The sequence below is a fragment of the uncultured Algibacter sp. genome (genome assembly GCF_947487605.1).
GTDB lineage: Bacteria > Bacteroidota > Bacteroidia > Flavobacteriales > Flavobacteriaceae > Algibacter_D.
The window spans coordinates 18770-33287 of record NZ_CANKXK010000009.1 but is presented as its reverse complement, the minus strand read 5'-3'; the positions used below and the strand labels follow the sequence as shown (position 1 = coordinate 33287).

14 protein-coding genes are annotated in these 14518 nt (G+C 31.8%); 13 read left to right on the top strand and 1 reads right to left on the bottom strand.

Annotated elements, in window-relative coordinates; genetic code table 11:
* The first annotated feature begins 38 nt into the window (after positions 1–38).
* The 10 genes from Q0739_RS11035 to Q0739_RS10990 all read left to right on the top strand — a co-directional run bounded on the left by Q0739_RS11035 (position 39) and on the right by Q0739_RS10990 (position 10767).
* Positions 39–806: a Rossmann-like and DUF2520 domain-containing protein gene (locus Q0739_RS11035; RefSeq protein WP_298238791.1), complete on the top strand. Its 768-nt coding sequence runs from the start codon at positions 39–41 to the stop codon at positions 804–806.
* Positions 787–1317 (top strand): HAD family hydrolase, encoded by a 531-nt coding sequence (locus tag Q0739_RS11030; RefSeq protein ID WP_298238790.1) that lies wholly within the window; start codon positions 787–789, stop codon positions 1315–1317. Before Q0739_RS11035 ends, Q0739_RS11030 begins: the two co-directional genes overlap by 20 nt.
* A gap of 12 nt (positions 1318–1329) precedes the next feature.
* Positions 1330–2199 (top strand): energy transducer TonB, encoded by an 870-nt coding sequence (locus Q0739_RS11025; protein WP_298238789.1) that lies wholly within the window; start codon positions 1330–1332, stop codon positions 2197–2199.
* On the top strand, positions 2199–3113 hold the full coding sequence (locus Q0739_RS11020; RefSeq protein WP_298238788.1) for a geranylgeranylglycerol-phosphate geranylgeranyltransferase: 915 nt from the start codon (positions 2199–2201) through the stop codon (positions 3111–3113). The genes Q0739_RS11025 and Q0739_RS11020 overlap by 1 nt, the downstream gene beginning before the upstream one ends.
* On the top strand, positions 3113–3706 hold the full coding sequence (locus tag Q0739_RS11015; RefSeq protein WP_298238787.1) for a Maf-like protein: 594 nt from the start codon (positions 3113–3115) through the stop codon (positions 3704–3706). The genes Q0739_RS11020 and Q0739_RS11015 overlap by 1 nt, the downstream gene beginning before the upstream one ends.
* Before the next feature lie 30 nt (positions 3707–3736).
* Entirely contained in the window at positions 3737–4681 is a 945-nt protein-coding gene (locus tag Q0739_RS11010) for a septum formation inhibitor Maf (protein WP_298238786.1), read from the top strand.
* A gap of 51 nt (positions 4682–4732) precedes the next feature.
* On the top strand, positions 4733–5254 hold the full coding sequence (locus Q0739_RS11005) for a mechanosensitive ion channel domain-containing protein (protein WP_298238785.1): 522 nt from the start codon (positions 4733–4735) through the stop codon (positions 5252–5254).
* Positions 5255–5344: 90 nt separating this feature from the next.
* A complete protein-coding gene (locus tag Q0739_RS11000) occupies positions 5345–7867 on the top strand; it encodes a PIG-L family deacetylase (protein ID WP_298238784.1) in 2523 nt (840 codons plus the stop codon).
* A 118-nt stretch (positions 7868–7985) separates the two neighbouring features.
* On the top strand, positions 7986–9809 hold the full coding sequence (locus tag Q0739_RS10995) for a sodium:solute symporter (protein ID WP_298238783.1): 1824 nt from the start codon (positions 7986–7988) through the stop codon (positions 9807–9809).
* Positions 9778–10767, top strand: coding sequence for a Gfo/Idh/MocA family oxidoreductase (locus Q0739_RS10990; RefSeq protein ID WP_298238782.1), 990 nt, complete (start codon positions 9778–9780; stop codon positions 10765–10767). Before Q0739_RS10995 ends, Q0739_RS10990 begins: the two co-directional genes overlap by 32 nt.
* 50 nt (positions 10768–10817) lie before the next feature.
* Here Q0739_RS10990 and Q0739_RS10985 read toward each other — a convergent pair whose 3' ends face one another.
* Positions 10818–11666 carry a DUF2911 domain-containing protein gene (locus Q0739_RS10985; RefSeq protein ID WP_298238781.1) on the bottom strand — a complete coding sequence of 283 codons (849 nt, stop codon included), beginning with the start codon at positions 11664–11666 and terminating at the stop codon, positions 10818–10820.
* 98 nt (positions 11667–11764) lie between these two features.
* On the opposite strand from Q0739_RS10985, the gene Q0739_RS10980 reads away from it, so the two are divergent.
* The 3 genes from Q0739_RS10980 (at position 11765) to Q0739_RS10970 (ending at position 14518) form a co-directional block, all read left to right on the top strand.
* Positions 11765–12439, top strand: coding sequence for an aquaporin (locus Q0739_RS10980; RefSeq protein WP_298238780.1), 675 nt, complete (start codon positions 11765–11767; stop codon positions 12437–12439).
* Between the two features lie 98 nt (positions 12440–12537).
* Complete coding sequence (locus Q0739_RS10975) at positions 12538–13194, top strand: TetR family transcriptional regulator C-terminal domain-containing protein (RefSeq protein ID WP_298238779.1); 657 nt, start codon at positions 12538–12540, stop codon at positions 13192–13194.
* A 10-nt stretch (positions 13195–13204) separates the two neighbouring features.
* Positions 13205–14518: an AarF/UbiB family protein gene (locus Q0739_RS10970; protein ID WP_298238778.1), complete on the top strand. Its 1314-nt coding sequence runs from the start codon at positions 13205–13207 to the stop codon at positions 14516–14518.

The window sequence follows — 14518 nt, the reverse complement described above, 5'->3', positions numbered from 1 at the left end:
AGGTTTTTAAATATGGTTTTATTACCTATTTTAGCAGTATGGTTTCAGTTGTCATTCTTGGCGCAGGCAATGTTGCGACACACTTATTTAAGGCTTTTAAAGAATCTGATAATATTTCTGTAATTCAATGGTTTAACAGAAGTATTGATTCTATAAAGCAATATAAAAACGAGGTTACTACTACAGATGATTTATCAATGCTAAAAGATGCCGATGTCTATATTTTGGCAGTTAGCGATGATGCTATTGCTTCTTTATCTAAGCAATTGTCATTAAAAGATAAATTAGTGGTGCATACTTCTGGAAGCGTGAATGTTTACGACCTTGATAAGAAACACAAACGAGGTGTTTTTTATCCTTTGCAAACCTTTAGCAAAGGTGCTAAAATGAATTTTGCTAATGTCCCTATTTGTATTGAAACTATCAATAAATCTGATTATCACATTCTAAAGGAGCTTGCTTTGAGTATTGGAAGTCCTTTAAAAAAAGTAAATAGCGATCAAAGACGCGTTTTGCATTTAGCTGCTGTTTTTGTGAATAATTTTACGAACCAACTGTATAGAGTTGGCCATGAAATAACAGAAAGCCAAGGAGCAGAATTCGATTTATTAAAACCACTTATCTTAGAGACTGCTAAGAAAATACAAGATATATCACCTTACATGGCACAAACAGGGCCAGCAAAGCGCAATGATATAAAAACCATTAAAAAGCACTTAAAAACTTTAGAAAGCAATCATCATAAAGACATTTATAAGCTCTTAACAAGTTCAATACAGCAAACCCATGGAAGAAAAAAGTTATAAAGAATACCTAAACCATATCACAACATTTATTTTTGATGTTGATGGTGTACTAACAGATGGAACAGTTCATATTACTGCTACTGGAGACATGTTAAGAACCATGAACATAAAAGATGGCTACGCACTCAAAACCGCGGTTGATATGGGTTATAACGTGTGTATTATTTCAGGCGGATCGAATGAAGGTGTTCGTGTTCGTTTAAAAGGTTTAGGGATTACAGATATTTATCTTGGTGCTCATAATAAAATTGAGCAACTAGATGATTATTTCAGCAAAAAAGACATAAAATCTGAAAACGCATTATACATGGGTGATGATATTCCAGATTACCCCGTCATGAAAGGTATTGGTTTACCATGTTGCCCACAGGATGCTGTTCCAGAAATTAAAAATATTTCAAAATACGTATCTCATAAAAAAGGTGGTAAAGGTGCGGTGCGCGACGTTATTGAGCAAGTATTAAAAGTTCAAGGTAAGTGGAGTGGAAATTTTGGGGCTAAATATGATTAAGAAAAAGGCATAATGAAAAAACTACAAATTATATTACTCATTGTTTCATTTAATCAAATGTTTTCTCAAAACATAACTAATAAAACATTAACAGGGCTTTGGGAAGTTAATGAAGTTGATGTAGATTCAAAAATATTTGAGGCTGTTGATAGAGACAAAATTAATTCAATATCTTCATTTTTTCAAACCATAAATTTTGCTTTCAGTAAAAATGGATTGGTTGAAATAAAAACTGAAAAAACAACACCTTTACCATTTAACCATGATATATTTAATAAGGTTTTATACTACAATACTGAAAACAATATCATAAGTATAGGAAATAAAAAGAAGTCATCAAATATCTTATATATCCAAGCAAATCAGGAAAATAATTTTTTACTTTTCAATTTTATTGGAGCTCGACTTAAGCTAAAAAAAAATGAAAACTCTTGTAAACTAAAGATTAATAAGAATTCAATACAATCAGTTAAAACTTTATTATATAATAAACCGTTTACATACGTAAGTATTGATGAAAATGATATCATTTCCGATGATATAAATATCCCCGCAAAAACCTATAATTGTTCTCACTTAAAAGACAAAGCCCTTTTAAAGAGATGTGTATCACAAACAATTACGTGGTTTTTCTCTAGAAAGTTTAATCCTGAGATTGCCTCTAACATAGGTTTAACTGGTAGACTTAAAAATAAAATTCATTTTATAATTGATAAAGAAGGAAATGTTGTCAACATAAAAATAGAATCAAAAAATCCTGAATTAAGTGACGAAATAAGTCATACAATTAATCTGCTTCCTAGATTTATACCAGCTAAGAATAATGGTAAAAATGTGAATTCAAAATATAGTTTCCCATTCATTTTTCATGTGCAAGATTAATGAAACTTTTAAACCTCATCCGCTGGAAAAATTTATTAATGATTGCTTTAGTGCAACTACTTATTAAATATGCTTTATTAGAACCGTTTGGCGTCAATACTAGTTTGAATGGTGTCGGAATTTCAATCTTAATACTAGCTACCATTTGTATTGCTGCTGCTGGTAATATTATAAACGATATAAGCGATACCGAAACAGATGCTATAAACAAACCGAATAAGCTAATTGTTGGTAAAAATATTTCAGAAAAAAACGCTTATAATTTGTTTATTATTTTTAATGTTACTGGGGTTGGTTTAGGGTTTTACCTATCACACTTAGTTGAAAAAAGTGCTTTCTTTTCACTATTTGTAATAGTTTCTGTATTGCTTTATATTTATGCCACTTATTTAAAACGCACACTTTTAGTAGGTAATATTATTATTTCTATTCTTGTAGCGTTAAGTCTTATTTTTGTTGGCATATTTGAATTACTTCCATCAATAACATCTTTAAATAAACAAACGCAATTAACGTTTTTCAAAGTAATATTTGATTATGCTCTGTTTGCTTTCATCATTAATTTACTTAGAGAAATAGCAAAAGATATTGAAGACATAGATGGCGATTACAAAGCAGGCATGAATACCTTACCAATAGCTATTGGCAGAGAACGCTCCAAAAATTTTTTAATTATTTTAAACTTTATACCATTACTCGGTATCATATATTATATTAATTCAAGCCTATACAAACAACCTATAGCTGTTAGTTACTTTCTGCTTTTAATTGTAGGTCCATTAATTTATAATTCTATTAAACTATTTACAGCTAAAACAAAAAGCGAATTTCATCATATAAGTAGCGTTTATAAATTAATCATGCTTTTTGGGATGCTTTCGTTACTTTTATACAAGTTTGTAATTCTAAATTAATGCTCAATAAAAAACTAAAAAATTATCATATAATTTTAGCTTCAGGATCTCCTAGAAGGCAAGCGTTTTTCAAAAATTTGGATTTAGATTTTGAAGTGAGACTAAAACCAGTAAAAGAAGAATATCCAAACAGATTAACCCATTTTGAAATAAGTAATTATCTAGCGCAATTAAAGGCATTACCCTTTAAAGAAGAATTAAAACCAAAAGACATTCTAATAACAAGCGACACTATTGTTTGGCATAATAATAAAGCATTGGGTAAACCAAGAGATAAAAATGAAGCTTTTAGTATTTTAAAATCTTTAAGCAATGCTACTCATGAGGTTATTACTTCTGTTTGTTTTACTACACTTAACTTTGAAAAAACTCTTCATAACATAACAAAAGTAACTTTTAAGCATTTATCTGATGAAGAAATTTGGCACTACATAAACACCTTTAAACCTTTCGATAAAGCTGGAGCATATGGTATTCAAGAATGGATAGGGCAAATTGGTGTTACCAAAATACAAGGCTCTTATTTTAATGTTATGGGATTACCAATACATCTTGTTTACAAAACGTTAAACACCATTGCAGAACCCTCTTAGCTTTGTAACTTTATAGCTAAAACTCTAGCAATGAATAAAATTATTAAAGCCAAACTAATCTTATGGGCAATCATTGGGATTTTAATGTTACTCGTATCCTGTAAAGATGAAAAACAACCTAAAGATTTGGCAATTAATTCGTCTAACACAGTTGAAGATGAAAAGGTTTTTAATAAAAAGGAGCTTCCAAAAGATTTTAAAGATTATTGGTATGCTGGAGAAGCCGAAATATCTTCTTATAAATTAGAACAAGCACGTTATGGAGAAATAAGGGAAGGAACAGCTGTATTAATTTACGTGACTGAAGATTTTTTACCAAATATACAAGTAAAAACAGATAGCAGAAATAGTAATAATATTCCCGTGCTAAAACTAAATGCTACAAAAAAGTTTAATACTGGTGTATATCCCTATTCTATTATGCAGAGCACCTTCTACCCTGTTTCAAACAACAAACATGCTGTAAAAATATCCAGCTCTATGCAAGAATGGTGTGGTCATGTTTATGCACAGCTAAACAATAGAGATAAATTTGAAGTGATATCTCATTCGTATTTTGAGGGGGAAGCTGATAAAAATTTAAAGCTAGAAAAATCGATTTTAGAAAATGAATTATGGACACAACTACGCATTAATCCAAAGTCTTTACCTATTGGCAATTTAGATATAATTCCATCATTCGAGTTTGCTAGACTGCAACACGTACCTATAAAAACATATAAAGCATCTGCAACAATAAATAAGAATACTTATACTTTAAACTACCCAGAATTAAATAGAACTTTAGCCATTGTTTTTAACAGTAATTTCCCTTACGATGTTTTGAGTTGGGAAGAGACTTTTAAAAGTGGGTTTGGACCAAATTCTCAAATTTTAACAACAAGAGCAACCAAAATTAAAACCATAAAATCTGCTTATTGGCAAAAGAATAGTAACACAGATGAAATTCTTAGGGAAACGCTTAAATTAAACTAATTTTATTTTCATTTTGAGTGTATCTTTGCATGAAACCTTAATCTAAAAGTTATGTTTTTAAGCAACTATCAAAACGAATTTATTATATCTGGAATTGTAATTATTTCATTGTTAATAATTAGGTTTATCTCGCATTTTACCATTACTAAAATAGCTAAAAAAAACGGCATAAATGATGCTAGAATACGACTTATGCGTCGTTATGTAACCGTGACTCTTTTTTTAATTGCCATGATTATTGAAGCATTTGTTTTTGGAGCTCAATTTAAAGACTTAGCAGTTTTATTCTCTTCTATTTTTGCTATTTTAGGCATTGCGCTTTTTGCTATTTGGTCTATATTAAGTAATGTTACTTCTGGCATCATAATGTTTTTTAACTTTCCTTATAAAGTTGGTGACAAAATTAATATCCATGATAAAGATTTTCCTATTGAGGCTATTATTGAAGACATTCGAGCTTTTCAATTACACCTTCGTTTAGATAATGGTGATTTAGTGACTTACCCTAACAATTTAATGCTTCAGAAGGCTGTAACTCTAGTTAAAAAAGACGCTATTGGGCATGACAATTAGATTATTTCATTTAAAGTTAAAGAAACATTAAAAGCTAACCAACCCTCTCATAACTTTCCTATATTTGGTTTTTAGCTAACTAAAAACCGTATGCAAAGACAGCTTCTTTACTTATTTATATTCGTTTTTACGCTTACTATTCAAGCCCAAAAACCAAAAACACCTTCTTCATCAGAAATTTACGAATCCATTCAAAAACTTAATTTCCTAGGTTCAGTTTTATACGTCGCTGCACATCCAGATGATGAAAATACACGGCTAATTTCATACATGTCTAACCATGTAAAAGCTAGAACAGCCTACTTGTCTCTTACACGAGGTGATGGTGGGCAAAACCTAATTGGGCCAGAAATTAGAGAACTTTTAGGTGTTATTAGAACACAAGAATTGTTAGCCGCGAGAAGCGTTGATGGTGGCGAACAAATGTTTACAAGAGCTAACGATTTTGGTTACTCAAAACACCCAGATGAGACATTAGAAATCTGGAACAAAGACCAAGTACTTAGCGATGTCGTATTAGCTGTTAGAAGATTTAAGCCCGATGTTATTATTAACAGATTCGATCATAGAACACCAGGCCGTTCACATGGGCATCATACCACATCTGCTATGTTAAGTTTAGAAGCTTTTGATCTCGCTAATGATAAGTCCGCTTACACATATCAACTAAAATATACAAGCCTATGGCAACCAAAACGTTTGTTTTATAATACAAGTTGGTGGCGTTATGGCAGCAGAGAGGAATTCGATAAAGTTGATAAAAGTAATATGCTTAGTTTCGATATTGGCACGTATTACCCACAAAAAGGCTTATCTAACAATGAATTAGCTTCTTTAGCAAGCAGTCAGCATCTATGTCAAGGCTTTGGACGTATGGCACAACGCGGATCTCAACAAGAATATATTGAATTTTTAAAAGGAGAACCTTTGGTTAATAACAAAGACGTTTTTGAAGGTATTGATACGTCTTGGAATCGTGTTAAAGGTGGAAAAGCTGTTGGTAATATTTTAAGTACGATTGAAACTAATTTCAATTTTAAAAACCCTTCAAAGCACATCCCTCAACTCCTTGAAGCATTCAAATTGCTTCAAAAAATTGATAATAAACATTGGAAAACGCAAAAAACAAAAGAACTAAAATCTATCATCGAAATGTGTGCTGGTCTTTATTTGGAAGCTTCAGCCGAAACTAATTGGGCAACTCCTAACGAAACTGTAAACCTAAATATTGAAGCGCTTAATAGAAGTGAATTAGCTATCACGCTTGTGAGTTTAAGTAATAATGAAGATTTAAACATTTCAAAGAAAATAGTTTTAAAAAATAACATTAAATACCCATTTAAAGAAGTTATAAAAATTCCTAGTTCTGCTAAACCAACCACACCATATTGGTTAACAAATAAAGGTTCCTTAGGAATGTATAAAGTAGATAATAAAAATTTAATTGGCTTACCTGAAACTCCAAGAACCTATACTATCGACTTTAATTTACTAGTTAACAATGTACCAATAACAATAACTAAACCTATAATACAGCGTTATTCTAAACCAGATAAAGGTGAATTATATCGTCCTTTTGAAATTATACCAGAAGTTTCTGTAAAAATCACCGAAAAAGTTATCATTTTAGATAGTGATAATCAGCATGATATCGAGGTGATTGTAAAAGCTGGACGCGATAATATAGAAGGTTCTGTAAAAGTTAGTCACCCGAACGATTGGAGCGTATATCCTGCGCAACAAAAAATAAATATTGCTAATAAAGGAGAAGAGCAAACATTAATATTTACTATTATTCCTCCTAAAAATCAAAGTGAAGGGTTTATTAGTCCTATTGTTAATATTAACGATAACAATTACTCAAAGGAACTTATTGAAATTAACTACGAACATATACCGCTTCAAACAGTTCTATTACCTAACAAAAGTAAAATTGTACGCTTAGATATTAAAAAGAAAGGTGAAAACATAGCCTATATCCAAGGTGCTGGTGATGTTGTTCCAGAAAGCCTCGAACAAATAGGCTATAATGTTCGTGTTTTAAAACCAAATGAAATTAATGCCGAAACATTAAGAAGATTTGATGCTGTTGTTCTTGGAATTAGAGCTTATAATACTGTTGAAGATTTAAAGTTTAAACAAAAAATACTATTTGACTTTGTTGCCAAAGGTGGTAATATGATTGTACAATACAATACAAGTTATGGGATAAAAGTTAACGACTTGACTCCTTACAAACTAAAACTATCAAGAGATCGAGTTACTGATGAAAATGCTGAAGTTCGTTTTCTAAATCCAGGACACCCTGTTTTAAATTTTCCCAATAAAATCACTCAAAAAGATTTTAAAGGTTGGACACAAGAACGCGGTTTATATTTCCCAAATGAATGGGATGATGCCTACACTCCTATCCTTTCCATGAACGATAAAGGAGAATCTGCCAAAGATGGTAGCCTGCTTGTCGCTCAATATGGAAAGGGATACTACATTTATACAGGATTAAGCTTTTTTCGAGAATTTCCAGCTGGTGTTTCGGGAGCATATAGGCTTTTTGCAAATATGCTTTCTATTGGAAAAGAAGAATTAAAATCGGAAGCCAAACTAAACGATTAATTTATGACCAAAGACAAACAACCTAAACAACCTTGGCTCAAACTATACTCCATAGTTTTAATAGCCAATGCTATTTACATATTAGTGTTTTATTTTATAATGAAATGGTTTTAAAATTATGCAAACACTAAATTGGATTGATTGGGTTGTTTTACTTACTACATTACTTACTATAGTTGGCTATGGTACTTGGAAAACCAGAGGCAGTAAAAGCGTTCAAGATTACGTAAAAGGCGGAAACACAACACGTTGGTGGACCATTGGCTTATCGGTTATGGCTACTCAAGCCAGTGCCATTACTTTCTTATCTACTACGGGTCAAGCATTTTCAGACGGAATGGGTTTTGTTCAATTTTACTTCGGACTCCCAATTGCGATGGTAATAATTTGCTTAGTTTTTATACCACTATATCATCGTTTAAAAGTATATACTGCTTATGAGTTTTTAGAAAACCGTTTCGACTTAAAAACCAGAAGCCTCACGGCTATCTTATTTTTAATACAACGTGGCTTAGCGGCAGGTATTACTATTTTTGCCCCTGCAATAATTTTATCTGTAGTTTTAGGTTGGAATATTACTTATCTAAATATTGTTATAGGAATTTTAGTTATCATTTATACGGTTTCGGGTGGAACTAAAGCTGTAACAGTAACTCAAAAACAGCAAATGTTTGTCATTTTTGCTGGAATGATAGCTGCATTATTTATTATTTTAAACTTAATTCCAGAAGATGTTTCATTTACTAAGGCTCTCGACATAGCTGGGGCTAGTGGAAGAATGGATGTTTTAGATTTTTCTTTCGATTTAGAAAATAGATATACCGTTTGGTCTGGATTAATTGGCGGCACCTTTCTTGCTCTTGCCTATTTTGGTACCGACCAAAGTCAAGTACAGCGCTATCTTTCTGGCAAGTCTATGAAGCAAATGCAAATGGGATTAATCTTTAATGGTTTATTAAAAGTACCTATGCAGTTCTTTATTTTACTTGTAGGCATCATGGTATTTGTCTTTTATCAATTTAATCCAGCACCTTTAAATTTTATAGATTCTTCTACTGAAAAAGTTTTAGCTTCGGAATATTCACAACAATATAAAGACCTTCAAGAAAAACAAAATGTTCTTTTTAATAAAAAGAAAGCTTTAAGTATTCAACTATCTAAAAGCGAAAATGATAACTTAAGGGAAGACATATTTGTATTAGATAGCATCGAAAAAACACATCGATTAGAGTCTAAATATTTAATTAAAAGAGCTATTGATACCGCCTATGCAAGTAAATATGATAGATTAAATTCTGAACTACTAGCTTTTAAAAATAATAAGAGTGATGCCTTTAAAGAGAAAGAAGCTGAAATAAAAGACTGGTATATAGAAGCTTCTAAAGACACACAAACTAATGATAGGGATTATATGTTTATTACATTTATTCTCAAATATCTACCCAAAGGTCTTATAGGTTTACTCCTTGCTGTAATACTTTCTGCTGCTATGTCCTCAACTGCTTCAGAGATAAATGCATTAGCTACCATTACATCAATAGATTTATACGGAAGAAATTTAAGAGAAGAAAAAGATGAACAACATATGGTTAAAGCCACAAAAATATTCACACTTATATGGGGAATTGTTGCTATAATTATTGCTTGTTTTGCTAATCTTGCAGAAAATTTAATACAACTAGTTAATATTATTGGATCCATTTTTTATGGTAATGTTTTAGGTATTTTTCTGTTAGCATTTTTCTTCAAATTTATTAAAGGTAACGCTGTTTTTTCAGCAGCAATAATTACACAAGTCATAGTTTTAATTGGTTGGTGGTACGATTGGATGCCTTACCTATGGCTTAATTTATTTGGTTGTATTTTAGTTATCTTAATTGCTGCTATTATCCAGCTATTTTATAAAAATCATGACCAAACAAACCTCAAAGCAAATAATTAACTGGGGCATTATAGGTTTAGGGAACATCGCTCATAAATTTACCCAAGACTTATTAAAAGTTGATGATGCTAAATTGTATGCAGTAGCATCACGTTCAGAAGAAAAAGCCAATACTTTTGCGTCAAAATATAATGCCAAAAAATGGTATACTAGTTATGAAGCCTTAACAAAAGACCCAAATATTGATGCTGTTTATATAGCAACTCCACATGCTTTTCATAAAGAAAACTCCTTACTCTGTATAGAAAATGGTATTGCAGTATTATGCGAAAAACCTTTTGCTATGAATGCAGAAGAAGTATTAACAATGATTTCAGTTGCTAAACAAAAAAATGTTCTTTTAATGGAAGCATTATGGACATACTTCTTACCACATTATCAATACGTTTTAAAAGAATTAGTTAACAAGACTTACGGAAAACTCTTAAAGCTTGAAGCCGATTTTGGATTTTTCAGAGCATTTGATAATTCATCTAGATTATTTAATAAATCATTAGGTGGCGGCAGTTTGCTAGATATTGGTATCTATCCAATATTTGCTGCTTTATCTGCTTTGGGAAAGCCGCAAAATATTGAAGCAACTGCTACATATTTTGAGAATGGAGCAGACTCTTCATGCGATATAATTTTTGAATATGATAGCAGCGTGAAAGCTTATTTAAAAAGCACACTATTAGAAGATACTCCTAGTGAGGCCATTTTTAATTGTGAAAAAGGTACCATAAAAATAAATAGCGGATTTCATGGACCAACAACAGTTACTGTTATAGCCGATGGTAAAAGCAAAACATTAGATTTCAATTACCAAACTAGAGGATATAATTACGAGATAATTCATTTTAATAACTTACTTCGTCAAGGAAAAACGGAAAGTAATGTGATGTCTTTTGAGTTTAGCAAGCAACTTATCGAGACCCTCGATGATGTTAGAAAACATATCAATTTAAAATACAAATAAAAAAGCGCAACTCTCTCGAATTACGCTTTAAAAATTATAATTTCAACAAATTACATTGCTCCCCACTCTTTAAGAGAATCTTTATTCATCTTTACATAATCGTCGTTTCCAGCCTTTTCAGCATGCATAAGTGACGCTTTTGCAGCAGCGATAGCAGTATCTTTACTACCCGCTTTGGCATGAATTACCGACTGTTGTCTTAATACCCAAAAACGCGGTTTGTCCTTAGTCATTTCAACTGCTTTGTCAATCCATTCTTTTGCTTTATCAATATCTTTCCCTTCTTGTAAATAATATACAGCAGAAGAGAAATAGTCATTAACTCCAGGACCACTCATTACATTATTAATACTAGCCAATACAGCATCATCTGTTGGTACAGTAAAAGGAACTGCAACATAGGTCTTCTCCCAAATAAATTCAAGACGTCCTCCACTATTAGTAATGTTATTTATATCCATTGCAAAAGTTTCTACATTAAACGGAATTGGATACGACTTAGCAGTTGTTTTAGCTGCTACATGTGCATCATCTAACTCCTTGGGTGTACCAAATTCTTTTCCGTCATTGTAAAAAACAACATCCCATGATTCCGCATTAGGAATAGTAAATATAGAATAGGACCCTGCTTTTAAAGTCTGTCCATCTATTGTAGCGTCTGTACTAAATGTAATTTTTGTTCTAGCATTAGCACCAGTTCTCCATATTTTACCATAAGGAACTAAATTACCAAAAACACTTCTACCTTTAACTCCAGGTCTAGAATATTCGATAGTTACATCTGTTAATCCAACTTTTTGTTCCAATTTAGCAAAAGGACTAGGTGCTGGCGTTTTAACTTGTGCATTCAGAGAGAAAAAAAGGAGCAATGCTAATAAACTTAGTAGTAATTTTTTCATTTTGTATATTTTTTAATGATTAGGTTTTCAATTCAATAAATTTAACAAATCTCTTTCCTATTATTGTTAACAAAAGCTTAAAATAAGACATTGTATATTTGCACAAAACAAAAGACATGAAACAATATTTGGCAGAGACAATAGGCACTTTCGCTATGGTTTTTTGTGGTTGTGGTGCCATGACCATTAACGAAATAACTGGCGGAAACGTTTCTCATGTTGGAGTTGCTGCAACTTGGGGGCTTATAGTAATGGCCATGATTTATGCTTTTGGCGAAATATCTGGAGCACATTTTAATCCAGCAGTAACAATAGGCTTTGCCTTTTCCAAAAAATTTGCTTGGAACAAAGTCCCAAAATATATTACGGCACAAGCAATTGGAGCCATTTTCGCAGCTTTTCTACTTTGGTTTCTGTTTCCCGAAAGTCAATTTTTAGGAGAAACAACGCCAGCAGATGGTTTCCCCCCATACAAAGCAGCTATTTTAGAATTTCTACTCACATTCTTTTTAATGATTGTAATTATTAATGTTTCCACAGGCAGTAAAGAAATAGGAATCATGGCAGGAATTGCTGTAGGAGGTGTTATTCTGCTTGAAGCTATGTTTGCTGGCCCCATGACAAAAGCATCTATGAACCCTATTCGTTCTATAGCTCCTGCTATTTTTACAGGAAATTTCCAATACTTATGGCTTTATATTTCTGCACCTATTTTGGGTGCTATTGCCGCTGTTTCTAGTTGTAAATTGGTTAAGGATGACCAGTGTTGCTAAATTTCAATAAGAAATTCTTATAGTTCTATATGTTATTTTGTTTAACTTATTTTAATATTTGTTAAACATTTTATATCTTTACCATAAATTCAAACAGTATGGCAAAGAAAAAAGCAATTTCCAAAAACGATATAATCACGTGCTATATGGATTATGTTTTAGAGCATGATGCTAATCCAAAAACAGTATTTGCCTTTTCAAAAATGAACAATTTTGAAGAAGTAAATTTCTATGCACATTTCGCTTCTTTTGAAGCTATAGAAAAAGGAATCTTTGAAGCATTCTATACAAATTCAATTAATGCACTTCAAAAAAGTGAAGACTACGAAATTTTTGATGCAAGAAACAAACTCTTAAGTTTTTATTACACATTTTTTGAAAACCTAACAGCAAACAGAAGTTACGTAAAGCATGTTTTAGATAAATACAGTAAAAATCTCAAAGGTTTGAAAATGTTATCTGGACTAAAGCAACATTTCACACATTATGTTAGTGAATTAGGAATTCAAATGTTGGATATTAAACAAGAACAGTTTGAAAAAATTCAGGATAATGCCCTAAAAGAATCCGCTTGGTTACAGCTACTAATGACCATGAAGTTTTGGTTGGATGATACTTCAACTTCATTTGAAAAAACAGACATATTTATTGAAAAATCTGTTAACACCACTTTTGATGTTTTGGATATAGCTCCATTGAAAAGTGTTTTGGACCTAGGTAAATTCTTATTCAAAGAAAAATTTCAAATGAATTAAAAGGAAACAAATGAAAACTATAGATAACATACCGACATCAAAAATTCAAAGAGCCAGTAAATTAGTATCAACTGGGGCTAAAGTTGGTGTGAATTATTTAAAATATTACGGTGATAAAATTGTAAATACGGAGGAGGAAGCAAAAAAACGGCTGAATCAGAATAATGCCTCAGATATTTATGACGGGTTGAAACAATTAAAAGGTAGTGCACTTAAGGTAGCTCAAATGCTTAGTATGGAAAAGAGCATAATGCCGCAGGCTTATGTAGAGAAATTCTCTTTAGCCCAATTTTCTGTACCGCCACTATCACCCCCTCTAGTTATAAAAACATTTAAAAAATATTTTGGAAAACATCCAAATGAACTATTTGATACTTTCAACGCAACTTCTGTGAATGCTGCCAGCATCGGTCAGGTGCACATGGCAACTAAGAATGGGAAAAAACTTGCTGTGAAAATCCAATATCCAGGAGTTGCGGAAAGTATTGCATCAGATTTAGCTATGGTAAAACCTGTGGCTATGAGCATGTTCAACATTAAAGGAAAAGATTCAGATAAGTATTTTAAAGAAGTAGAAAACAAATTATCTGAGGAAACGAATTATATTTTGGAAGTTGAACATAGTAAAGAAATTGCCAATGCTTGCGCTCATATTTCAAATTTAAAGTTTCCGAAATATTATGAAGACTTTTCTTCTGAACGTATCATTACTATGGATTATATGCATGGTGAACACCTTTCGGAATTTACGGCGTATAATAGAGACCAAGAGAAAGCACATAAGTTAGGGCAGGCACTATGGGATTTTTGCATGTACCAGATTCATAACTTAAAAAAGGTACATGCAGATCCACACCCTGGTAACTTCCTTATTTCTGAAAAAGGAGAATTAATTGCACTTGATTTCGGGTGTATGAAATCGATCCCTGACGAATTTTACACTCCTTATTTTGAGCTTGCAAAACCAGAGAATATAAACAATAAAGAATACTTTGTTTCAAAACTTTATGAACTTGAAATTCTTCGAGAGGATGATTCTAGCCAAGAAATAGCCTTTTTTACTGAGATGTTTCATGAAATGCTAAGCCTTTTCACACAGCCGTTTCATCAAGACACTTTCGATTTCTCAGATGCTGAATTCTTTGGGAAAATTGCAGAATTAGGTGAGCGTTATTCAAAAAGCACTGACTTAAAAAAAATGAATGGTAACCGAGGGTCTAAACATTTCATTTACATCAATAGAACATTCTTTGGTTTGTATAATTTAATGTTCGACTTAAAAGCCAAAGACATCCAAATTAATAATTATCTAAAGTTATCTTAA